At 45.7% G+C, this 24,341-nt stretch carries 20 protein-coding genes; 14 read left to right on the top strand and 6 right to left on the bottom strand.

Annotation, left to right across the window (positions count from 1 at the left end):
- Positions 1 to 79: 79 nt before the first annotated feature.
- On the bottom strand, positions 80 to 925 hold the full coding sequence (gene kdsA, locus A3756_RS10620) for a 3-deoxy-8-phosphooctulonate synthase (protein ID WP_068514121.1): 846 nt from the start codon (positions 923 to 925) through the stop codon (positions 80 to 82).
- A 16-nt stretch (positions 926 to 941) separates the two neighbouring features.
- Entirely contained in the window at positions 942 to 2,567 is a 1,626-nt protein-coding gene (locus A3756_RS10615) for a CTP synthase (protein ID WP_068514118.1), read from the bottom strand.
- Between the two features lie 373 nt (positions 2,568 to 2,940).
- Between A3756_RS10615 and A3756_RS10610 the strand changes: the two genes are divergently transcribed.
- Genes A3756_RS10610 through A3756_RS10595 form a run of 4 tightly spaced genes read left to right on the top strand, consistent with a single transcriptional unit; the run spans position 2,941 to position 6,721 of the window.
- Positions 2,941 to 3,888, top strand: a complete 948-nt coding sequence (locus A3756_RS10610; protein WP_197470162.1) for a phosphate/phosphite/phosphonate ABC transporter substrate-binding protein — start codon at positions 2,941 to 2,943, stop codon at positions 3,886 to 3,888.
- Positions 3,878 to 4,627 (top strand): (Fe-S)-binding protein, encoded by a 750-nt coding sequence (locus A3756_RS10605; RefSeq protein WP_068553473.1) that lies wholly within the window; start codon positions 3,878 to 3,880, stop codon positions 4,625 to 4,627. Before A3756_RS10610 ends, A3756_RS10605 begins: the two co-directional genes overlap by 11 nt.
- Positions 4,620 to 6,038 (top strand): LutB/LldF family L-lactate oxidation iron-sulfur protein, encoded by a 1,419-nt coding sequence (locus tag A3756_RS10600; protein ID WP_068553472.1) that lies wholly within the window; start codon positions 4,620 to 4,622, stop codon positions 6,036 to 6,038. The genes A3756_RS10605 and A3756_RS10600 overlap by 8 nt, the downstream gene beginning before the upstream one ends.
- On the top strand, positions 6,035 to 6,721 hold the full coding sequence (locus tag A3756_RS10595; protein WP_068553471.1) for a lactate utilization protein: 687 nt from the start codon (positions 6,035 to 6,037) through the stop codon (positions 6,719 to 6,721). Before A3756_RS10600 ends, A3756_RS10595 begins: the two co-directional genes overlap by 4 nt.
- Before the next feature lie 4 nt (positions 6,722 to 6,725).
- Here A3756_RS10595 and A3756_RS10590 read toward each other — a convergent pair whose 3' ends face one another.
- Positions 6,726 to 8,924 (bottom strand): histidine kinase N-terminal 7TM domain-containing protein, encoded by a 2,199-nt coding sequence (locus tag A3756_RS10590; protein ID WP_197470163.1) that lies wholly within the window; start codon positions 8,922 to 8,924, stop codon positions 6,726 to 6,728.
- A gap of 224 nt (positions 8,925 to 9,148) precedes the next feature.
- On the opposite strand from A3756_RS10590, the gene A3756_RS10585 reads away from it, so the two are divergent.
- From A3756_RS10585 to A3756_RS10575, 3 genes are read left to right on the top strand one after another with little or no spacing between them, the layout of a single operon-like run.
- The gene (locus A3756_RS10585) at positions 9,149 to 10,141 is read left to right on the top strand and encodes an ABC transporter substrate-binding protein (RefSeq protein WP_068553469.1); all 993 of its coding nucleotides are present in this window, start codon (positions 9,149 to 9,151) and stop codon (positions 10,139 to 10,141) included.
- A complete protein-coding gene (locus tag A3756_RS10580) occupies positions 10,131 to 11,045 on the top strand; it encodes an ABC transporter permease (RefSeq protein WP_068553468.1) in 915 nt (304 codons plus the stop codon). The genes A3756_RS10585 and A3756_RS10580 overlap by 11 nt, the downstream gene beginning before the upstream one ends.
- Positions 11,042 to 11,833, top strand: coding sequence for an ABC transporter ATP-binding protein (locus A3756_RS10575; protein WP_068553467.1), 792 nt, complete (start codon positions 11,042 to 11,044; stop codon positions 11,831 to 11,833). Before A3756_RS10580 ends, A3756_RS10575 begins: the two co-directional genes overlap by 4 nt.
- Before the next feature lie 26 nt (positions 11,834 to 11,859).
- Here the strand turns inward: A3756_RS10575 and A3756_RS10570 are convergent, their stop codons facing one another.
- The 3 genes from A3756_RS10570 to A3756_RS10560 form a co-directional block, all read right to left on the bottom strand.
- Positions 11,860 to 12,816, bottom strand: coding sequence for an ion transporter (locus A3756_RS10570; protein WP_068516791.1), 957 nt, complete (start codon positions 12,814 to 12,816; stop codon positions 11,860 to 11,862).
- Positions 12,817 to 12,898: 82 nt separating this feature from the next.
- Positions 12,899 to 14,626 (bottom strand): bifunctional protein-serine/threonine kinase/phosphatase, encoded by a 1,728-nt coding sequence (locus A3756_RS10565; RefSeq protein WP_068516789.1) that lies wholly within the window; start codon positions 14,624 to 14,626, stop codon positions 12,899 to 12,901.
- Between the two features lie 100 nt (positions 14,627 to 14,726).
- Entirely contained in the window at positions 14,727 to 16,202 is a 1,476-nt protein-coding gene (locus A3756_RS10560) for a NarK family nitrate/nitrite MFS transporter (protein ID WP_068516787.1), read from the bottom strand.
- Positions 16,203 to 16,546: 344 nt separating this feature from the next.
- Between A3756_RS10560 and A3756_RS10555 the strand changes: the two genes are divergently transcribed.
- The 7 genes from A3756_RS10555 (at position 16,547) to A3756_RS10525 (ending at position 24,330) form a co-directional block, all read left to right on the top strand.
- A complete protein-coding gene (locus A3756_RS10555; protein WP_068516785.1) occupies positions 16,547 to 17,812 on the top strand; it encodes a nitrate/nitrite transporter in 1,266 nt (421 codons plus the stop codon).
- Between the two features lie 52 nt (positions 17,813 to 17,864).
- Positions 17,865 to 18,425 carry a molybdenum cofactor biosynthesis protein B gene (gene moaB, locus A3756_RS10550; RefSeq protein WP_068516783.1) on the top strand — a complete coding sequence of 187 codons (561 nt, stop codon included), beginning with the start codon at positions 17,865 to 17,867 and terminating at the stop codon, positions 18,423 to 18,425.
- 203 nt (positions 18,426 to 18,628) lie between these two features.
- Positions 18,629 to 19,810: an alginate export family protein gene (locus tag A3756_RS10545; protein ID WP_068516782.1), complete on the top strand. Its 1,182-nt coding sequence runs from the start codon at positions 18,629 to 18,631 to the stop codon at positions 19,808 to 19,810.
- Positions 19,811 to 20,046: 236 nt separating this feature from the next.
- On the top strand, positions 20,047 to 20,658 hold the full coding sequence (locus tag A3756_RS10540; protein WP_068516779.1) for a hypothetical protein: 612 nt from the start codon (positions 20,047 to 20,049) through the stop codon (positions 20,656 to 20,658).
- 8 nt (positions 20,659 to 20,666) lie between these two features.
- Complete coding sequence (locus tag A3756_RS10535) at positions 20,667 to 21,407, top strand: MBL fold metallo-hydrolase (RefSeq protein ID WP_068516776.1); 741 nt, start codon at positions 20,667 to 20,669, stop codon at positions 21,405 to 21,407.
- 22 nt (positions 21,408 to 21,429) lie between these two features.
- The gene (gene yegQ, locus A3756_RS10530; RefSeq protein WP_068516773.1) at positions 21,430 to 22,806 is read left to right on the top strand and encodes a tRNA 5-hydroxyuridine modification protein YegQ; all 1,377 of its coding nucleotides are present in this window, start codon (positions 21,430 to 21,432) and stop codon (positions 22,804 to 22,806) included.
- Positions 22,807 to 23,145: 339 nt separating this feature from the next.
- Positions 23,146 to 24,330, top strand: coding sequence for an NnrS family protein (locus tag A3756_RS10525; RefSeq protein ID WP_068516770.1), 1,185 nt, complete (start codon positions 23,146 to 23,148; stop codon positions 24,328 to 24,330).
- The last annotated feature ends 11 nt before the right edge of the window (positions 24,331 to 24,341 follow it).

Here is a 24,341-nt window from a genome sequence, read left to right as displayed (position 1 = left end):
ACACTTCTCCAAAAATAATAACTTCAGGCCCTGTCTTTCCTTCAACAACGCCAAAATTCAAAATCATAAACGCTATATTTTAAGCCGTATCTAAAGGCTTAAATTGCTTAACTAGCTCATCGATTGCCTTAACTCTAGCAAGGAAGGGTTCAAGCTGCGACAACCTTAAAGCACACGGGCCATCACACTTAGCATTTTCAGGGTCAGGATGAGCTTCTAAAAACAAACCAGCAATACCCTGCGACATACCCGCAAGCGCTAAGTCAGTTACAGCTTCACGTCGACCACCAGCAGAATCTGCACGACCACCGGGCTGCTGCAAAGAATGCGTCACGTCAAAGAAAACCGGGTACTCAAAGCTCTTCATTACACCAAATGCCAACATATCGACAACCAGGTTATTGTAACCAAAACTGCTACCACGCTCGCAGAGAATTAACTGGTCATTGCCGGCCTCTTCACACTTGGTCAAAATATGTTTCATTTCCTGAGGCGCAAGGAACTGGGCTTTCTTGATATTAATAACGGCATTTGTCTTGGCCATCGCTGCCACCAGGTCTGTCTGACGGGACAAGAAAGCTGGCAATTGGATAATGTCACAAACTTCAGCAACCGGAGCTGCTTGCTCAGGCTCGTGCACATCGGTAATGACCGGCACATTAAAGGTTTTCTTTACCTCTTCAAAAATACGCAAGCCTTCTTCCAAGCCGGGGCCTCGAAAAGAGTTAATAGAGGAGCGATTCGCTTTGTCGAAAGACGCTTTAAATACATAAGGAATATCAAGCTTGGTCGTTACCTCGACATATTTCTCGGCAATCTGCATCGCAAGATCCCGGGACTCTAATACATTCATGCCGCCGAACAAAACAAATGGCAAATCATTAGAAATTTTTACATCACCGACCTGTATGACTTTTTGACTCATCTATATACCCTTCTATTTACGAAGACTTATTTGTGAATGCGGCAGAAATGAAACCTTCAAACAAACCATGACCGTCTCGCGGCGTTGAAGTAAATTCCGGATGGAACTGACAGGCAACAAACCATGGATGATCCGGTGCTTCAACGACTTCAACTAATGAGTTATCTGCTGAACGACCAGAAACAATCAAACCGGCCTCTTCTAATTGCGGCAGAATATTATTGTTCACTTCATAACGGTGACGATGACGTTCAATGATCACTGGCTTGCCATAACTTTCGAAAGCCTTAGAACCCTGAACCAGATTACACTCCTGAGCACCTAAGCGCATGGTTCCGCCCAAGTCTGAACCCGCATCACGTTGCTCTACAGCTCCGCTGGCATCTTTCCATTCAGTGATCAAACCTACTACCGGGTTTTCGCAGCCTTTATCAAATTCAGTACTATGCGCATCAGCCAAACCAGCGACATGACGAGCATATTCAATGACAGCAACCTGCATACCTAAACAAATACCTAAATATGGAACCTTGTTTTCACGCGCAAACTTAACTGTCTGAATTTTACCTTCAACACCACGATTACCAAAACCACCGGGCACTAGAATTGCGTCCACTGACTCTAGAACGGCAGTACCTTCATCTATAATTCTCTCGGAATCAATATACTCAATATTAACCTTGGTGCGCGTACGAATTCCTGCATGCTTAAGCGCCTCGATTAGAGACTTATAAGCGTCAAGTAATTCCATGTACTTGCCTACCATGGCAATGGTTACTTCGTTTTCCGGACTGGATTCAGCTTCAACCACTGAATCCCACTCTGTTAGATCGGCCTCATCACACTCCAGACCAAATCGTTCTACGACAATTTGATCCAAACCATGTTCATTCAGCATACGTGGAATCAGGTAAATGCTGTTTGCATCCTGTAATGGGATAACGGCGCGCTCTTCTACGTTGGTAAACAAAGCAATCTTGCGGCGAGATGATGCATCAATCTCGTGATCAGAGCGACAAACCAGAATATCGGGCTGAATACCGATAGAGCGCATTTCTTTTACGGAATGCTGGGTCGGCTTGGTTTTGGTCTCACCTGCGGTTGCAATATAAGGCACTAGAGTTAAGTGCATAAACAGCGCACGCTGGGAGCCCACTTCAATCTTTAACTGTCGCACTGCTTCCAAAAAGGGTTGCGACTCGATATCCCCAACTGTGCCGCCAATTTCAACCAAGGCGACATCATAGCCGTTAGCACCTTCAACGATGCGGCGTTTGATTTCATCAGTGATATGAGGAATTACCTGGACTGTTCCACCTAGATAATCGCCACGTCGCTCTTTGCGAATGACGTCTTCATAGACTCGACCACTCGTAAAGTTATTTCGCTTGGACATCGTGGTTCGAATAAAGCGCTCATAATGCCCCAAATCCAAATCAGTTTCGGCACCGTCTTCGGTAACAAATACTTCACCGTGCTGAAAAGGACTCATCGTGCCTGGATCCACATTTATATATGGGTCCAGTTTAAGCATTGTTACTTTCAGCCCTCGAGCTTCTAAAATAGCAGCCAATGAAGCTGAAGCGATGCCTTTCCCTAAGGAGGATACAACACCACCTGTCACGAAAATAAAACGTGTCATGCAAATCCCGTCAATATCTCAGACAAAGAGCTTTCCATACCTTGCGCCACGCAAAGTTCAGTTAACTCAAATATTTATGTAGAAGGGGGAGATTTTCATCTCAAGATGGGGCGCCAGATTACCAGAAAGCGAGGTTTCACTCAAACTAAATGTGCGTTCAATCACAGCTAATATCTCTTCTGCAAAGGCCTCATAGCTAAATTAAATTTATAGTACCTGGCCTGGCAGAGGCTGACATTGTCTTTTATCATAAACATAAGCCAAAAAATGGAGCTAATTCGTGTATCGCCCCCACCCCCAAACTCATGACAATTCAATAGTGCCCAGCGCTCTGAAAAAGTCGAAAGCAGGCTTTTCGTGCTCAGCAATAGCCGTGGTTTCAAGCCTATTATTTATACTGTCCTTTTCATTAAGTTCAGCCTTACATGCCAAACCTTTAATTGTCGGCGTTGCGCCCTCGTTCCCCAAACCCGTTGCCGAACTGGAAGCTCTTGAAAAACAGATCGTTAAGAAAAAAAGCAAGTTTGCGGTGAAACAAAAGAAGCTAGACCAACAACTCAGCTATGCAACATCAAGCAGCTCTCTTCCTACTAAAACAGTAGCATGGCAAAACGTAATTTCTTTTTTGGAACAAGCCTCGGGAATTGAACTTAAATATGAAGCTGCCAGCAGCCAACTCGATTTTGAATTAAAACTGGCCAAAGGGCATTACGACCTTGCCTACACTACCCCTTTGCAGTTTCATGCATTTAAAGAGTTTCCGGGCTACCAGGCCCAGGTCAAACGCAAGTCACAGCCAATCAGAGGACTAATATTCGTTAAGAAAACTGGACCAATTAAGACCTTGGCAGAGCTAAGAAATTCAACCATTGCGTTTCCTGGCTTGCTAGATTTTGCCGCCAGCGTAGTGCCGAGAGAAAGCCTGAATAAACTTAACTTCGATATCATCCCCCAGTTTTTATCTAGTCAGTCAGCGGTCTACAAAGGCGTCGCTAATGGGGATTACATCGCCGGTGGCGGAACTGATGAGAGCTTTAGAGCACTCCCCCCTGAAATACGTAGTCGCCTGAGAATGCTCTGGGACAGCCCCGGGTTTTCTCCCTACCCTCTTATCGCACACCCTCGCGTCGATTTTTTCTCGCTCACCAAGTTAAAGCGGGCGTTTGTGAATATGATTAAGGATGACGAAGGGGTAAAGCTTCTTAAATATATTTTTGTTGAAAACGGCTTTGAGGTTGCTAAAAACAGCGACTGGGATGAAATTGGCCTGATCGACCTCCATATCCTTAACGGTACTTCGAAAAAATCTCATGCAGAGTAAACAGGTCTACCTCTTTGGAACTTGCCTAATAGATTCCTTTTACCCGGAATCAGGTATGGATGCGATTGCTCTGCTTGAACTATGTAATTATCAAATAGTATTTCCTCAAGCGCAAACCTGCTGCGGACAGCCTCCCTATAATTCGGGTGAAGCAAGCCCAGCCAAAGATGTCGCCTGGCACACCATTCAGGTTTTTTCCGACAAAAAGTTACCTGTTATCGTACCTTCAGCCTCTTGTGCGGCCATGATCAAGCATCACTACCCGACTCTCTTCGACACGGGTTCCACAGAGCATAAACAAGCAATAGAGCTGAGCTCGAGAACCTACGAGCTTATCGAGTTTCTAGAGCCCATCCTCCCATACAATAAGCAAATCGACAGCTCCCACACTCATATCAGTCTTCACCGATCCTGTAGCGCCCTTAGGGAGATGGAAGTCGCAGAACCATGGCTATCAATTCTAAGAAAGCTAGATGGCGTCGAGGTATCCTTACCAACACTAGAGCAGGAGTGCTGCGGATTTGGGGGAACCTTTGCTATCAAGTCTCCTGAGATTTCTGCCGCCATGACAGCAGACAAATGTGAGCACTTACTATCACCAAATACTCAGTCTATATTAAGCGGTGATTGTGGCTGCATTTTGAATATTAGCGGACATATCAAGCATTCAGGCGACAAGCGTCCTTGCACCCATATCGCGAGATTTATTGCTCAGCGTTTTGGAATACAACATGACTGACGACGCGCACTCAAACTTCGCCACTCGCATAAAAAGCGCACTAGAAGATACGCAGCTACGCTCCAACTTCCGCGGCGCCATGGACTTTCTACGCAATAAACGCAAACAAGCCTTCAGTGATGAAGAGGAATGGCAAACCCTTAGAGAACAAGGTGCAGCAATAAGACAGAACGTCGTCGAGCGTTTACCTGAACTGCTAGAGCAACTAGAACAACAATGTAGCAATAACGGCATTCAGGTACATTGGGCAGAAACCGGGATCGAAGCTAACCAAATTGTTCTCGACATAGCACAACGTCGCAAAGCCAAACTTGTTATCAAAGGAAAGTCGATGGCGAGCGAAGAAATCGAATTGAACAATTTCCTCCAGAGCCATAATATTGAAGCCATTGAATCGGATATGGGGGAGTACATTGTGCAGATTGCCGATGAAACACCGTCTCATATCATCATGCCCGCCATCCACAAAAACAAACAGGAAATTGCTCAACTATTTGAAAAGAAGCTCAAGTTGAAATGCGACCCGAACGACGTTGATGGCATGATTGGTCTGGGTAGAAGAATCCTCAGGGATAAATTTGAAAAAGCAGACATTGGCATTTCGGGCGTCAACTTTGCTGCTGCCGAGTCAGGTACGCTTTGCCTGGTAGAAAACGAGGGTAATGGACGCTTATCTACCACAGCTCCTCCGGTGCACATTGCAATTATGGGCCTGGAAAAAGTTATTCCAAGCCTGAGAGAACTACCAACACTACAACGCCTTCTCACTCGTTCCGCAACCGGCCAACATATCACCAGCTACCTCAACTTGATTAGCAGCCCGCGTCAAGCAGGAGAACTTGACGGCCCCGAGGAAGTTCACTTAATTATTCTCGACAATGGCCGCTCACTCATCCAACAAGATCCGGAGCTGAAAACCACTCTCGCTTGTATTCGCTGTGGTGCATGCATGAATCACTGCCCGGTCTATACCAAAATAGGCGGACATGCTTACGGCACAACCTACCCCGGCCCTATTGGGCAGGTTGTTATGCCTCAACTTAAGGGTATGGCAAGTCATGGGGAGCTTCTAAATGCCTGCTCCCTTAATGGCGCCTGCGGGGAAGCCTGCCCAGTAGATATTAAACTGCCTCAACTTATCCGTAGTTTGAGAAACAAACAACAAGCTACTGGCTCGACGCTAAAGGTAGAATCGTGGATCTGGCGTTTGTGGAAAGTGATCCATACCCACCCCAAACTCTATCGCCTAGTCACCAAGCTCATGGGCGCCTTCCCTTTCATCAGCACTTGCTACCCAAAAGCATGGCGCAATACCCGAACACCGGCTCGCCCAAGTGCACGTACCCTTCACGAGAGGCTAAAGCATAGCCATCAAAAATTTGATGGACAAAGCAAGGAGCCACGCCAATGAACCAAGCTAAACTGAACATACTCTCACGCCTAAAACGCTCCAAGGGTTTTAAAGCACCAGAACGCGAGGGTTTGCCTAGCTCCCATAGAAGTCGTAGTGGTATTGTTCAAGCTGAAGATTTGCTTAGGCAGCTGATCTCAAAACTAGAAGAAAATCACGCAGAAGTACATCGAGTTAGCGCGCTTAAGTGGAAAACAACACTTACTGACATCATGGAAAGAGAAAAAGCCAAGCACTGCTTATTAGGGAATAATCTTGCATACCAAAGCGAAATTGAACAAGCTCTGCGCCTTCATAATAATAACATCAGCATTACACGCTACTCACAAGCTTATGAAACCCTTCGGGAAACCTTATTCCATAACATCGATATCGGCATCACCCTTGCACAGGGAGCAATAGCCGAAACCGGAACCTTATTGCTGCTGCCAAATAAAGACGAACCTAGAATGATGTCGCTTGTGCCACCAATACATCTAGTGCTACTACAAGAGGATCAAATCTACCCGGATTTATCAAGTTTGCTCAATGATGAACCTTGGGGTCAATGCGAGAAAATGCCAAGCAATGTTTTGTTTATTTCCAGCCCGTCGAAAACAGCAGATATACAACAAACACTAGCCTATGGCGCTCATGGACCCAAAAAGCTGATTGTCTTAGTTCAAGAAAACGCAGAGATATAGAGTGCTAAGGAGCAACGCTCAGCTCATCCAGAATCGATTCACTATCACCGCCTCCCGTTCTTAAACAGGGGAAAACCAATAGAATTTCGGTGCATTGCTCCGAGTCAGTGGAATAACTTATCGCCCCCCCTAAAGCGCTCATGACCCGTCGATAATAGACGGTCGCCAGATCAAGGTTAGATGAATCTTCATCCACAACTCTTAAACCTTCTAGCTGAGAACGCTGAACACCTTCTTTATAACGCAATAATAATACATTACGGCCACCCTCAACCCGACTATCAATAGTGATCTCTTCGCCTTTAGCCACGACAGAGTGATTGATGGCCGTTTTTAGTATGTTAAACAAAGCATAAATCAATAACCATTCATCACCTTTGAACAAGAAGTCTTGGCGTAAGTCTGTTCGTATTCTCTCTCGCTCTCCTGGCATAAACACATACTCTGCCAAACTCTTCGTTACTACACTCTGAATTGAAAGCACCTTGAAGGTACTTACATCGATGGGTTCATCCTTCACCAGACCTAGACTCATGTCGATCACCTGAGCACTTCGCGCGATAGCCACATGAGCTTGGCTATAGGGACTATCTAAATATCTCTCATCTTTTAGCTCCGCTCGTACCAATGCAGCATGTTCAACAAAGGCATGTAATTGATCTAAAGGCCCTCTCATGTCATTGGCGATATTACCGGCCAAAGACTGCAAACTCTGCATTTTTTGAAATAAGAAGCGCTGCTCCTGGAAAGCCTGACGGCGAAAAAACTCTACACGCTCAATGAGTCGACCCAATTTAGACGACAAAGCCTGTAACCTCGACTGATCTTTCAAACGCATGTCAGATTTACTGACGACGACTAAGAGCATTCCCCTAAAGTCACTATTTGCAACAACAGGCAAACCCAGCATCTCACGTCCCGGCACCATTTCGACCCAATCATAGGCAGCATCGAGCTGCTCAGTTGACATAATTTCAACCATTTGGGCGTTAAGCGTTCTTTCCTCAGCCTCACCCTGCAGGTGCACGTTTATAGAAGAGGGCAAACGATCATGGCGGCGTCCATCACTGCCGCTAAATAGTATGCGTTGATAGTTTCTCTCAGCGCTCAGGTCATTCGCATCAAAGCGCTCCAACTCTTTCCTGGATAAAGTTCGCTCCAATAGAACCCTATCCAAATACCATGCATAGTGATGGATATAGCTTTGTTGCTCAAAAAACTGCCGAAGAATTGGCAACATCGACTCAAAGTCATCAGATTGATCTAGCTGATACATTAGGTCTCGAAAGTGCCGCTCAGCATCAAGTTTCTGACGAACCAGGACTTTATCTGAAAACGCTTGTAAGCGAGATTTCATCGCTGCATAAAATTCACAGGAACAGATGGTGATAAGAACCAGAAATACAGTCTGAGAAACACTCAAATACGCTTGATCTATAAAGATGCCACCTTTAAGCATTAAAACCACGAAACCAACGATGCAAATGTAAATCATCAAACGCGTGATAACAAAACTCAGCGTCTCGGGCAGTTCAAGTAGGTCATGTTTCAATACTGCGTAGGTAGATATCACCACCATAAGGGCGACTGAAAGTAAGCCATAAGGCGGTATATTGATATCAAACTCAAGAGATAGCGTCATCCCACCCCCTAAAAAACCCAGGGCAATCGTCATGATCAGATAGTCCAACTTTAACTTACCTGAGCGGGTTGTGTCGGCTCTCTCTTGCAGTAGGACATATAGAGTATGCCCAATAATCCCGGCAAAAAATACCGGAAACAGATAGAACAAGTTCCCCCCTACAGGGAACCAGAAAGCATCAAAACGAAAGCTGGGACTGTGTAGAAAATGCTCTGGAGCGATAAATATCAAACTCAAATAGAGAAGCGATAAAAGATAGTATGAGAAAGAAACACGCTCGTAGGCATGTTGCTTACCCACAAAGCTTACAACAAAGTGAAACAACAAGACCGGAAGGAATAACACGACTGAGTTAGCACAACGTGCCCAAAACAAAGCTTGTGAAGGCTCGTTGGTAGACATTCCAACGAACAAGCTAAAAGACCAGAGAGCCAAGAGCGTACAGATTAGGCCAAAAAGAATCGACCCTCCCTGGCGTTTTGCCGATAAGCAAAGTACTGCACTGGCTGTACTCAATAGAGCGCAAACCAGACTAATAAAAGCAAAATTGTTCCATACCACAACGGTCACCCTGACCTTAACATTCCTGATCCTATGTTCAGCATGGGCTGTGACGGAATAATATTACCCCTATTCGAATAGTTGCCTTTAGCTGTACATAATCTAAACAGGCATTATCCTCCCAGAATCGCTTGGCAGCAAGCTAACGATTGATTACCATGCAAAAAATAAGAAGCTTTAGCCACTTTTATCGCTTCATGACAATAATTTGATGGATGCAATTAATGAAACACTTCTTATCCTGGCCCCGCAAGTCTCTATTCAACCTACTGCTAGTATCATATCTAGCGAGCCTTCTATCCTTTAATACGCTTGCCGCTCCAGAAAGTAAGCACGTTGCAATCACCCAGATTGTTGAGCACCCTGCCCTTGATGCAGTGAGAAAGGGCGTTAAGGATGTCCTCGCCGAGCATGACTGGAAAGACGGAGAAAATCTTAAGTGGGATTACCAAAGTGCACAAGGCGCACCGGCAACTGCAGCCCAAATAGCCAAAAAATTTGCAGGCGACAGGCCAGACGTATTTGTAGCTATCGCCACCCCTTCAGCCCAGGCTGCGGTAGCCTCTGCCAGAAATACCAACATAGTTTTTAGCGCAGTGACCGATCCTGTGGCAGCCAAACTGGTGAAGTCTTGGGAGCAACCGAGCAAAAACGTTACAGGCGTGTCGGACCTAACACCGATAAAACTGCATTTAGAGATGATTAAAGAGGTCCTCCCTGCCAGTAAGCAACTCGGTATTATCTACAACCCAGGAGAAGCTAATTCTGTTTCACTTCTCAAGCTAATCAAGCAACATGCTGAAGAGCTGAACCTTCAAGTAATTGAAGCAGTCTCCCCCAAGTCCTCGGATGTGCAAACTGCAGCTCGCTCATTACTCGGCAAGGTTGATGCAATTTACCTCCCTACAGACAACACAGTCATCTCTGCTATAGAAGGTATCATCAAAATTTCTGAGCAAGCAGACATTCCTGTTTTTGCCGGCGACACCGATAGTGTCGCTCGTGGCGCCATCGCGGCCTTAGGGTTTAACTACTATGAAGTGGGCCGACAGACAGGCAAGATCGTTGTGCAGATTCTTCAAGGCCAATCACCTGCTGATATTCCGGTTCAAGGTGTCATGAATACAGAGTTGTTTGTTAATCCTGGCGCAGCAAAGCGTATGGGCATAACACTTTCGCCAGAGTTTATCTCTAAGGCTAAATCACTTGTTGAATAGTTTTGCCTTATTCGGCGCCTTAGAAACCGGCTTCATTTTTGCGCTGGTCGCATTTGGAGTCTTTCTTTCTTTTCGAGTCCTGGATTTTCCAGACCTTACTGTTGACGGGTCTTTTCCCTTAGGGGCCGCTGTCGCCGCGGCACTGATTGTTGCTGGCGTAAACCCTCTTATCTCGACGCTCTGCGCTTGCTTAGCCGGCGCCCTTGCAGGCTCAGTGACAGCGATATTAAATGTGAAACTAAAAATTTTGCATTTACTTGCATCAATCCTGACTATGATCGCGCTTTATTCCATTAACCTGCGAATAATGGATGGCCCGAACATCGCGTTGCTCGGCGTTGATACCTTGTTAAGCCCGCTAGATAAGCTAAGTATTGCTACTTATGAGATTCCTTATTATGTCGCCTACCCAATTTGCTTCGGTATCATTAGTCTTATTACTTTCACCCTGCTTTTTATGTTCCTGCGTAGTGAAATTGGTTTAGCAATGCGCGCTACAGGCTCTAACCCCAGAATGGCTCAGGCCAATGGCGTCAATACTTCGTTAATGGTTATTCTTGGGATGTCACTATCTAATGCCCTTGTCGCCCTGGCAGGCGCTTTATTTGCTCAAAGTCAGGGTAGCGCTGATGTAACTATGGGGGTCGGCATCATTATTATCGGCCTTGCTTCTGTGATAGGCGGCGAAGCCTTGATTAGCCCGAAGAACCTGTTTCGCTGGATCCTTGCCTGCCTGATTGGCTCACTACTCTATCGCCTGGTTATTGCCGTGGCACTTAACGGTGAATTATTAGGCCTTAAAGCTCAAGATCTCAATTTGATCACGGCTATTTTGGTAACGCTCGCAATTGTTGCCCCAAATATCAAAAGCGCCATTAAAGCACGCACGAGGTTCGGCCAATGATCTCAATGAGCAAGGTAGATGTTAGTTTTAATCTCGGCAGCCCCTTAGAAAACCATGTATTAAAGGGAATCGACCTGACTATTCCTAAGCATCAATTCATTACAGTTATTGGCAGCAACGGTGCAGGTAAATCAACCTTACTGAACGCCCTGTCTGGTGAAGTCGCTGTTCAAACAGGACAAATTCACTTAGATGATCAAGACATCACTAAGCTTCCTGTACATAAAAGAGCCCGATGGATAGCGCGAGTCTTCCAAGACCCCTTAACTGGCACCTGTGAAGACCTGACGATTGAGGAAAACCTTGCACTAGCGCAGGCACGCACCTCACGAAGGGGGTTACAGCGAGCCGCTCGAAGAGAGTTCAAACAAAGCTTTATTAATAAGTTGAAGAGCCTGGAGCTTGGCCTGGAATATCGTTTAGAAGATAAAATTGGACTGTTGTCAGGCGGTCAACGACAAGCGGTCAGCCTCCTAATGGCAGCGCTTCAACCTTCAAAATTACTACTGCTTGACGAACATACTGCTGCCCTGGACCCGAAAACAGCCAAATTTATCCTTAACTTAAGCGAAGAGATTATTCGTAGCGAAAAACTAACTGCCTTAATGGTTACACACAGCATGAATCAGGCCTTAAGCGTTGGCGATAGAACCTTGATGCTTCATCAGGGCCAGGTTGTTCTTGATGTCAGTGGCAAGCAGCGCGAAGGTATGAACAGCCAAGACTTACTGGATCAATTCCATAAGAATCATGACGCCTTGGATGACGATAAATTAGTACTTTCCTAAACTGGCACTGACTCTTACAAAGACATTTAGTGCCGAAAGTGACTCACAACACCCGTCGCCTGATCGAGTGTTAAGCCATATTCAGACACTAAATACGCCACTTCTCGCTGCTCAGACTGACTCATACTCAAATGCAAAGAAGGCTCTTCCTCTTTATTCTTTCCAGCGACTACCTCTAATTGGCCGCGACGAATACGCAGTTTTCTTCGTCGCTCATGCTCCTGCTCTCGAACAAGCTGGACAAATGAGGATGCGAAAATACCAGCGGGCATCGCTGCGATCCCGACACCACAAACCATGACCAGCGCACCAAAAAGCTGTCCTCCGACAGTAATAGGCGTCACATCTCCATAGCCAACGGTCGTCAGTGTCACAACAGCCCACCATAAACAAGCAGGGATACTGCCAAAGGCTTCAGGCTGTTCAACCTTCTCGAAGATATAAATGCCTGTCGCGGCGATAAACATTAAGATCATCATCACCAAACCTGCTGCCAGTAAGGTGTTCTTATTCTCACGAAAGACACGAGCAATCATCAATAATGATGCAGAATAGCGGGTTAGCTTAAGCACCCTTACCATCGATATCAGCTTAAGAATACGCAGATCACCAAAAGCATCGCCCGGCAGTAGCAGTAAGAGGAGTAAAGGCAAGAAAGAGAAAAGATCGATTAGGCCCATCGGCGAACGAATATATAGCCAACGCTTTCGCCCGCTAGTCATATGAGTCGCATGAGGTGTTTCTGCCGCTACCCAATAACGCAACAGATACTCAAATGCAAAAACGACCACAAAGCAGATATTAGCAATGAGTACCCAGTCGCCCATTTGCTCCCTGAAGCCTGGCAGAGAACCAAGTACGACTTCAAGAATATTAAGAATAATAACTAATGAGAGAAAGACCGTCACTATCAAGGAAGGAAAGAAATCGGCCGAAGGCTCGTTGAGGCAGCGATACCAAAAAGCGCGGGCAGTAGTACTCATGTCGTTAACACTTCTTTTATTGTAATAGCGACAATATAGCTCGACTCAAGCCTTCATCCAAGCTCAAATCAAAGCATTTACATCAACTGTTCTGGCTAAACAGGTAAATGAGCAGCAAGAAAGTAACAAACCAGAAACCTGACAGAAGCTTCCAGAACATTAAAGTATTGGCACTCTTCTGCACCACTGGGTCCGCTTTCAGAAACTCAGGGTTTGGCTGCAGCAGGTCCTTCATAAAGTCATCGATCGTTCTATACCGTTCTTCAAGATCAAAAGACGTCCCTCTCTTCAAAGCACCGTCAAACCATTCTGGTATCACCGGGTTATTTGAACTGGCTTCAGTGTACCGTAACTGATCATAATCAAAGGCACTTCTGCACTGCTCTATTTTATCTCCATAAGGCAAGGTGCCTGTAAACATTTCATAGGTAATGGTTGCTAGCGAGTAGACGTCCCCCTGGATCCCGGGGTTATGTCCGCGTAGATAAAGCGGGTCTGAGTAGCCAGCTGTACCCAAAACGCCATCAGGAATAATAGGGCTCACGCACTCAGACAAACCGGCAACAAATACTGACCCGAAGTCCAACACCAAGGCCTTGCCCTCTTCAGTCACCATAATATTTCCGGGCTTCAAGTCTTGATGTACCGCCTCGTTTTGATGAAACGCTTTTAAGCCCTCTGCAACTTGTTTAACGATATTGATAGCACGCTTTGGACTCGGTGGCTGGTTCTTTCTCAGCCATTTATCTAAGCCCTCTCCCTCGACATACTCCATGAGGTAATATAGAAAACTGCGCTTGCGGTCTTGTCGAATAATCTTGACCACATTAGGGTGCTGTATGCGAATACCTATCCATTCTTCCTGGATAAACCGGTCAATATAAGCGGTATCTTCCTCAAAGTTTGGTGAGGGCGTCTTCATCGCCAACAGCTCGCCTGACACTTCATCTTTTACTAGATACAACTGGCTTCGACTCGAAGCAAATAACTCTTTTTGGACGACAAAACCATCCAGTTTCATACCCTTTTCTAAAGCTGGCGGGAAAGGTAGGCGTGTCAGTTTCGCACTATAATCATCAAGGTTTTCGAAAGGCAGCTGTTCAACAATACCCACAACGGCACTGATATTGTCATCGGTTTCGCCTTCTCGTGCCAAATCTAGAAATTTGTCCGCGATAAACTCAGCCGGCTGGTCCATCGCCAGCGTTTCGATTATTCTCGCTTCCTCGATAAAGTCATGTACACCATCACTACACAGCAATAAGCGATCACCGGCTTCAAGAGGAATTCGCCCATAATCGAGGTGCAAGCGATTATCCATACCGATGGCGCGAGTAAGAAAAGTTTTACCGCCGCCTAAAGAAGCGACATGATCAGTAGTACATTGGGCGAATTCGCCTTCTCTCAGCAAAAATATTCGACTATCGCCAACATGAAAAAAGTGCGCGGTACGACCTTTGATGACGATGGAGCTGAATGTAGATAAGTAACCTTTAGTATCAGACGAGAACTCGTGACTCTTACGAAAAAGCTTGAGGTTAATCGTTGATAGAATCTGCTCTCCGCACTTACTGACTGACCAGGTGTCAGGCGTCTGGAAATATTCCTCAATAAAACGTTCAACAGCCGTATGGCTTGCTTCGCGCCCCGCTTCAGCTGATGAAACACCGTCGGCAACGACGAGTGCACAACCTTTATTGTTAAGCAGATAGCTATCTTCTGGAACCTTGACGCCAGCCGAGTCTTCATTGATCGGTTTTATACCGGCGTCTGTTGAAAATGCAGCATCAATCTTAAGAATCTGGGCCATCGAGAAATCCTGAGTTTAGTGCTATAGCGTTACCTTAACGCAAAAATGCCCGCCGATGAAATAAGCCACCAGCAGGCACTCTAGACTAGCAAGTTTCTAACTAGCCAACATCAATCATATGAACTGTGCCATCTGGCAGTACTTCAGAGATCTGTCCTTTTGGCTCATCCATCATTGCAGCAATGAAGAATACAATCAGTGCAGAACAACCGATCACCAAGAAGAAAGTACTGTAATCTACAAAGCTCAAAACAGTTAGGTAAGTTACTGCACCGACGTTACCATACGCTCCGGCCATACCTGCAATCTGACCTGTCATACGACGTTTGATCAGTGGAACTACCGCAAATACCGCACCTTCACCAGCCTGAACAAAGAACGAACAGCACATGGTTGCAATCACAGCAGCGGGGATCCACCAAGATGAATCAACCTGGCTCAATACAAAGTAGCCACATGCCAAACCACCAATCAAGAACATTAGAGCTTTACGACGACCAATGTGATCAGAGAACCAACCGCCAGTTGGACGTGCAACCAAGTTCATGAAGGCAAAGCCTGAAGCCAATAGGCCCGCTTTGACAGGATCAAGACTTTCAAAAGTTTCCAAGAAGAATAGAGGCAACATTGATACAACCGCTAGTTCTGAACCGAAGGTAACGAAGTAAGACCAGTCTAGAATCGCAACTTGCTTAAAGTGGTACTTATCAAGCTCTTGGACACCGTTTGTCAGATTTTCTTTATTTACATTCCAGATAGAGTAAGTTTGGAAAACATATAGAGCGACCAAACCCGCCCAAATAACGTAAACAGCAGTCTGACTTAAGAGAGCAACACCCGTTGGAGATAGTTTCCAAGCCAACACAGCTAAGGCTGCATACATTGGAATATTCATGAACAAGTATAGGTAAAAGTCACCCCAGCTTGTTACTTCCAAACCACCTGCTTTCTTAGGCTTAAAGTAGGTTGAACCTTTTGGCGTATCACGTACTACCTGATAGTAAATAAGGCCATAGATACTAGCAACAATACCTGTTGTACCTAATGCATATCTCCAGCCATCTTCTCCACCGTACATCATTGCCAGCGTAGGCAATAGCATAGCCGATGCAGCTGAGCCAAAGTTACCCCAACCACCGTAGATACCTTCTGCGATACCGACAGACTTATGAGGAAACCATTCGCCAACCATGCGGATACCGATTACAAACCCGGCACCAACAAAGCCCATTAAAAAGCGCATCATTGCGAGCTGCTCATAAGATTGAGCCAGTGCGAATGCTATACACACGACGCCTGCCAGTACAAGTAAAGTACTATAAACCTTTCTGGGCCCTAGTTTATCCACCAAAATACCGATGACGATACGTGCTGGAATTGTTAGCGCAACGTTCAGAATCATCAGGGCTTTGACCTGCTGACTCGACATATCAAACGCTTCTTTCATAAACACCAAAAGCGGAGCATGGTTAAACCAAACCATGAAGGTTAAGAAAAAAGCAAACCACGTAAAGTGGAGTGTTTTAATCTTGGGGTCGCCAAAAGCGAACAGGTTTATTTTAAGATCAGTGGACATAAAGCCTCCTATACAAAAAAGGGGTATGACGCTATTCTGCTTCGTGTGTAGGGTTTCCTACTTGATATGAGTCAAGTAAGGCAGGGCCTGAGAATGCCCCGGCACAGCGCATATACCTACTTTATTTTTTACTCCCTTGCCACAAAGCCAGCAGGCATCACAAAGCCTACTCACTTATAGGTAGGCGACTCATACCCCCTAACTCAAAAGGGTTAGAACAAACATGCACAAGGTTTTTTTGATTTAATAGGTATCAATCACTTTAATAGATAAACGAGCTCCTCTGTACCAACAATACCTTTGAGGATAAACCGAGTTAAACAGCCTTCGATCAGAGCGTCATAATGAATTTTGAGATCCCTGGCGCAGCCAGAGCCTTAACCATTGCCACCATAGCATTTGCTGCTAATTTTTCGGTATGGACACTCTATGCCGTTTTGGGGCTTGAACTTCAAAACAGCTTAAGCCTAAGCGCAACACAGTTAGGATTATTCTTTTCGGCCCCGGTTCTAACCGGTGCACTAGGGCGTATTCCTGCTGGCTGGCTTAGCGAGCGCTACAACCCCAAGAGCCTATTCACCCTACAAATGCTTCTTAGCACACCGCCACTATTCATCCTGCCTCACATCGAGACTCTGGAAGGCTACCTATTACTTGGCTTGTGGATCGGTATTAGTGGCACATCTTTTACCATCGGCATTCGTTATATCACCGACTGGTTTGAAAGTAACCGACAAGGCACTGCCATGGGTATATTTGGTGCAGGTAACACCGGCTCAGCCATTACCCTTGCACTTGCCCCAATTATTGTTGCGAACTGGGGTTGGGACAGCATTGGTCCTATCTATGGGGTTGGTTTACTCATTATGGCTTTTCTGTTCTGGCTAATAGCACCTACCCGCCCCTATACCCCGACAAAACTTCAAGCCGAACTTAGCACCCTACAAGCACTTAAATCCATCCAGATTTGGCGCTTCGGTCTATATTACTACTTTGTCTTCGGTAGCTTTTTAGCGCTAATCCTCTGGCTCCCACAGTATTATGCTTCCGCTTATAAACTCAGCTATAGCCAAGCGATGGCCTTTACGCTTTTCTTTGTTGCCACCTCTGGCATGGTTCGAGCATTAGGAGGCTGGTTTGCAGACCGCTATGGTGGTCGCACCGTTAACTGGGCAGTATTCTGGATATGCTTAGTTTGCTTGTTCTTCTTGTGCTATCCGCCGACCACGATGACCATACATGGCGTGCATCAAGATGTAGAACTGGCTATCGAAATTAACGTCTGGTTCTTCAGTACATTGATATTTATTATCGGTATAGCCCAGGGCTTTGGGCGAGCAAGTGTGTATAAGACAATTCATGAATACTACCCTCAGCAAATGGGGCTTGTTGGTGGCTTAGTGGCTGCAATTGGCGCCTTAGGCGGCTGCACACTCCCTATCGCTTTTGGCCTAGCCGTTGACTGGATCGGCATCCATAGCGCATGCTTCATGGTTTTATATGGTGTGCTCGCTTGCTGTATGACTGTCATGTTCCTTGCTATCAAGACTGATCGCTTTAACCAGCGCGTGCAACATGCCACCAGTCATAACTTCCTAGATGATGATTAAGCATCATCTTTAAACTTTATTACTACATTGCTTATACAAGAGAGATATCCCTATGGGTCACAACGTCAGCCAAGAAACCATCCCTTTAAACATTGCCGTATTAACGGTTTCAGACACTCGCACTGAAGACAATGACACATCAGGCCAACTTCTGGTAGAAAAGTTAAACTCGGCTGGGCACAAGCTCGCAGACAAAAAGATTGTCATTGACGACATATATAAAATTCGCGCTGCGCTCTCGACATGGATTGCGAGTGATGACACCCAAGTTATTATCATTACCGGTGGTACAGGCTTTACTAGCCGAGATAGCACCCCTGAAGCCGTTACCCCTTTGCTTGATAAGGTCGTCGATGGTTTCGGCGAGCTTTTCCGACAAATATCTCTTGAGCAAATTGGCACCTCAACCGTCCAGTCTAGAGCACTAGCGGGCATGGCAAACAAGACCTTACTATTCTGCCTACCAGGTAGCACCAATGCCTGCCGCACTGCCTGGGATAATATAATCGACTCACAAATTGACAGCCGTCAAGGCCCTTGCAACTTTGTACCCCAGCTAAAAGGCATTGATTTCGCTGCATGTCTTGATCGAGAAAAAAGAGATAACTCTTAGATTTTCAAATACTTAAACTAAAACTTCGAGTTCATCTTAAAACACTATACCTCCAGACTTACCCATCAGGAGGTATAGCCCCTTACTCCCTTTATCCGATTGCCCCCCCAAAACCAAAAGCGTTAAATAGGTCACATCCCTTGCAAATTTAAGACACAAGAGCAAGGAGTCTTTTAGAACTTATATCAATTAGGATATCGCTTATGAAGAACGCTTTAAGTCTATCAATCTCGATGATCGCTCTCGGACTCTCTGCAGCAGCTCCAACGTTTGCAGCAGAAGAGGCAGACTCAATTACTGCCGCGATTGCGGGCGGCGATGCATCCCTTGCGCTACGTTATCGTTTTGAATATGTAGATGATTTCACCAACCGTGAAGCTTTAGCATCCACAGTGAAAACACGTTTAACCTACAAGACGCTTTCATACAATGGCGTATCCACTACGCTAGAAATGGATAACAACAGTGTTGTCGGTGAAGACAACTACAGCGACAGTGGAGCTGATCCAGATGAAGAAGCAGTAGTGCTCGATGCTACGTATACTGAAATTAACCAGGCATATATCGATTTTGCTGCGCCAGCTGATACGCTCGTTCGCTACGGTCGCCAGCGCATCAACCTAGATGGCCAGCGTATGCTAGGCGGCGTGGGCTGGAGACAAAACGAACAAACTTATGATGCTTTTACCCTAGTTAACACAGCACTACCAGACACAACATTGATATTCTCTAATGTTTATAACGTAAACACCTTTACCGGAGGCGATATCGACGGCAACGACCATCAAGTTTACTACGTAAACAACAAGAGTATTGACGGCTTGGGCTTAAGCGCTTACTTCTTGGACCTGAAAGATATTCATGACACTTTCGGTATCCGAGCAAACGGTAAAGTGAAAGCAAGTGACGACCTTACTGTCCTTTATACCGCTGAATTTGCCCAACAAACTACTGACGATGATAATGAGCATGAAACGAATTATCTTAACCTTGAAGCAGGTGTAAATGTTTCAGGCTTTACCGCTAAGCTGGGTTACGAAACTCTTGGCTCAGATGACGGTAATGCCATGTTTAAGACACCTCTTGCAACCAAGCATAAGTTCAACGGTTGGGCTGACAAGTTTGCTGCTGAAAAAGGAACTGACGGCTTAGTAGACACCTCGCTTAGCATTTCAACCAAAAACTACGGTCCTAAGATCGCGGTAATCTACCACCAGTTTGACGCCGATGAAGGTAGTGCAGATTTAGGTAGTGAAATTGACATTCTAGTTGCCAAGAAGTTTTCTGATAACTACACAGGGCTAATCAAGCTTGCCGATTACAGTAAAGGAGACTCGGGCGAGGATACTACGAAAATTTGGGTGCAGCTCGCAGCTAAATTCTAGTCTCTTAGGTTAATTTTTACTGCTAGCGGAGGTTTCTTCCACCTCCGCTTTTTTTATGCCCGATAGCCACAAAATATCCCCGTGAATTCCAGCATTTTTTTTGATCAGTGCTAAACTAAACGAATCAATAAAAACAAAGCACTTACGAGAGCCTCAGATACCGGATAGAACTAAGTCTTATCTTTTTAAATCTGGCCCTAAATACGCTACGTAAGTGAGTTTGGGAGACACTGCCAATGCTTAGCGAGAACACCCAACAAACCGTCATTGCAGCAAAGGTTGCCGCTGAGCTCTATCATGCTCAGGAGATTACTCGAAGCTTATCTATTTCTTCCAAAAATTTGCGCGTACTCGCTAAACGTATTGGCGAAAGCGCAGCCGGTCTAGCTGTTTTGGCAACCTTTTATGATGAGTGTTCACGTGAATCCATATCCTTGGCCGACCTGGTGAGTACCATGACTGTTGAAACCGCCAATAAAGCCGTTCGCGAGTGGCGTACCAGTTTATTTGAAGAGAAGCTTGAAAAAGCCTATAGAGTGATGGAACCGGACAAAGTACCTCAGATCGTCCAACAACACATCCAGGGGCGCCCTCAACGCGAGCAGCAAAGCCGTGAACGCATTGCACGCTTTAACCGCGAACTAAATGACCTTCTGACGGAAATGCAAAAGAATATTCGTAGCATCGCCGTTATTGCTGTTAATTCCAAAATCGAAGCGCCTCGAACTGGCGAACATAGCCCTGTTTTACTCGATATGGCGCATAACGTTGAAGAGATGATCAAGCGCATCCTTTACCATATCGATAAAGCGTTAAAGTTTTTATCTACTAACAATAAACTAATCTAGGCACGCACATGAAATCTCAAGCAATATATCAAGAAAAGCATCAATGGATCTATTTCGGAAGAGACCCTGACAAGCCTGAAAAAATTATTGATTCGAATCAGTTTATGATCGTGAATAATCAACAAGCTGTTTTACTCGATCCTGGCGGTGTTGAGCTTTTTGCTCCTATGTTAAGCTCTGTCGTCAAATACATTCCTTTAGAGCAAATCACTCACTTGTTTGCTTCTCACCAGGACCCAGACATCATTTCGTCTTTGGGTCTTTGGGATCAGGTTATCCCAGATGCGAAACTTCATGGCCCTTGGCTTTGGGAAGGCTTCATACGACATTTCGGCATGAACAATATTTCTTACGAGGCGATACAGGATGAAGGCCGAACATTGGATCTGGCGGGCCTGTCTTTACAACTGATTCCCGCACACTACCTTCACTCTTCGGGCAACTACCATGTATATGACCCTGTCGCGAAGATCCTGTTCACTGGCGATGTTGGTGCGGCTCTTGAGCCTATCGACAGCCCAATGTTCGTCGATGATTTTGATGCACATATCCCGAAAATGAAAATGTTCCATCAACGCTGGATGCCTTCCAATGCAGCCAAAAATGACTGGATCAACCGCGTCAGAAAATTAGAGATCGACATGCTTCTTCCCCAGCACGGCCGAATATTCAAAGGTGAAAATGTTGGGAAATTCCTGGACTGGTTCGAGCAATTACAGGTAGGATCCGCCATTTCGCAGAAAGAATAGCCTTAATTTCGAATCGGAACACATGAAAAAACCTGAATTATTATCTCCCGCAGGCTCGCTCCAGAATATGGAGTACGCCTTCGCCTATGGCGCAGATGCAGTTTATGCTGGCCAACCACGGTACAGTTTGCGCGTCAGAGAAAACGAATTTAACCATATTGAAAACCTTGCTAAGGGCGTTGCTCGCGCACACAAGCTTGGCAAACAGTTCTATATCGCATCGAACATTAGCCCGCACAATGACAAGGTAAAAAGTTACCTTCGCGACATGGAGCAAGTCATTGCTATGAAGCCAGATGCGCTGATTATGTCTGACCCCGGCATTATCATGATGGTGCGAGAAAAATGGCCTGATGTGCCTGTTCACCTTTCAGTTCAAGCAAACGCGGTAAATTGGGCAACAGTGAAATTCTGGCAACAACAGGGCCTGACACGCGTCATTCTTTCGCGGGAACTATCCTTGGATGAAATTGCGGAAATTAAACAACGCGTTCCTGAAATGGAAATTGAAGTTTTCGTTCACGGTGCTTTGTGTATTGCCTACTCTGGCCGTTGTTTATTGTCCGGTTATATGACCCATAGAGACTCAAACCAGGGCGCTTGCACAAATTCCTGTCGCTGGAAGTACCAGACTCACGAAGCAGAACAGACTGATGGCGGAGAAATTGTTCCAAGCCAAGCAGTTGAAACCTACGACCCTAATGTTCAAACACTTTCACTTTCGGAAAGTTCTGACGTCCTAGAAAAAGTTTCCCCTTTATACCTACTACAGGAAAAAGGCAGACCTGGTGAGTACATGCCTGCTTATGAAGATGAGCACGGCACCTACATCATGAACTCCAAAGACCTACGAGCTGTTCAGCATGTTCAGCGCCTGATGGATATAGGTGTTGAGTCCCTGAAGATTGAAGGCCGTACCAAATCGTACTATTACGCTGCAAGAACTGCTCAAGTATACCGACAAGCGATCAATGATGCCGCCGCCGGCCATGAGTTCAACATGGCCTTGATGGACGACCTCGAAGGCATGGCTAATAGAGGTTTCACAGAGGGTTTTTACCGCCGCCATGTACCTGATGAATACCAAAACTATGAGACAGGCAATTCAACCTCAACTCAGCAACTATTCGTCGCAGACGTTCTGGAAGGTGACCTTGGCACAAATCGCATCAAACTTGAGGCGAAAAACAAGCTTTCTACTGGAGATCAGCTCACGCTGCTAACACCGGTAGGTAATATTTCCTTCACCGCAGCACAGCTATTCAACAGCAAGAACGGCCGAGAAATTGAGTCAGCTCTTGGCTCGGGTTATAAAGTTGAACTCGAGGTTCCGGAGCTTTCCAAGCTTAAGCTTACTCACGAAGCGCTTGAAAAAGGCTTAATTGTTAGAAATATCTAATCAAGGACAAATCTTCCTGTAAGCAGAGCCCGCTCCTCAAGGGCGGGCCTCCTGCAAAAGTGCTGATAGCATCCTAAGGCAGGCTCGGCCTTTGGCCGCGCACTATAAAAAGGCTCTGAGTCTTGTACCTTAATAGATCATTTGCTACTTTTTAGGTATTGATTCTTCCTTGCCCCCCCTCTAGCCTTAAAGATTGATTACTTAGTAGGCAGAGCTTTCCATAGCTCGCTAGCGGGCTAGTACATGCCTTCAGCTAAGCACGGTATGAAACCCGCTACCTACACAAAATAACCATAGTCATAGTGATACAATCCTCACTAGCTGGCATAGGAATCGTCAATGCAACCTAAACACGAGCTCAGCTCTCAACACCCAGCATTATTCAACCTTGGCTTTCGTGCATTTTTCGCCGGTGCTAGCCTCCTTTCTTTAGTCAGCATCGCCGTATGGTTACTCTTTCTAAACCAAGCCTGGTCTTTTAATTCAAATAGCATCAGCCCTTTTCAATGGCACGCTCATGAAATGATCTATGGCTACGCCGTGGCAGTAATCGCCGGCTTTTTGTTAACCGCAGTAAAAAACTGGACCGGCCTACAGACTCCTCACGGCAAACCGCTCATGATCCTCTTTTCTTTGTGGGCCCTGGCACGCCTAATGTGGCTGATTAACGTACTATCACTCGCTGCATTCTTCGACCTCATCTTTATCGTTTGTCTCGGCTACGCTATTGCCAAGCCGATCATCCAAGTCAAACAATGGCGTCAAATGGCGATTCTTTCGAAGCTAGTGCTGATTGCAGTCGGGAATGCCTTTTTCTATGCTCAAGCACTTGGTTTTAGTGATTCAGGTGCACATACATCCCTCTACGCAGGCCTCTATATCGTTGTCGGTCTGATCCTGACCATCGGGCGTCGGATTATTCCTCTTTTTATTGAACGAGGGGTAGGCTACGAAGTGACCTTGTTTAACTCTAGAATTCTCGATATCTCAAGTATGCTGGTCTTTTTAGTGTTTTTTATCGCAACCCTCTTTACCAACTATATCACCCTCGCGCAGACTGCTGCGGCACTCATGGTCATTATCACGACCATACGTATGATCGGCTGGTATACATCAGGTATATGGAAATCCCCTTTGCTATGGAGTTTCTTCGTAACCCTGGGTTCAATTACCATCGGCTTTTTAATTTTTGTATTTGAAACCAGACTTTCACTGTCGCCTTATTTGTCCATACATGCTTTTGCTGTCGGCGCTATTGGCGTTATGACCATGGGCATGATGGCACGCGTATCAACGGGCCATACAGGGCGAAACCTTAAGCATCTACCAAAGACTTTAGGGCCCGCCCTGCTTATTCTTTCTCTGGCTGCCATCATTAGGTTTTTTCTACCAGCCATTGCTCCGGGTAGTCACTTGCTTTGGGTCAATATTTCCGGTGGTCTGTGGATCATAGCATTTTCATTATTCTGCCTAGCCTTTATTCCCGTATGGACAAGCCCCCGTGTAGATGGGAAATACGGATAAAAAAATGCGCC

The sequence above is a fragment of the Oleiphilus sp. HI0086 genome, from assembly GCF_001635225.1.
This window is presented reverse-complemented; position numbering and strand designations above follow the sequence as displayed.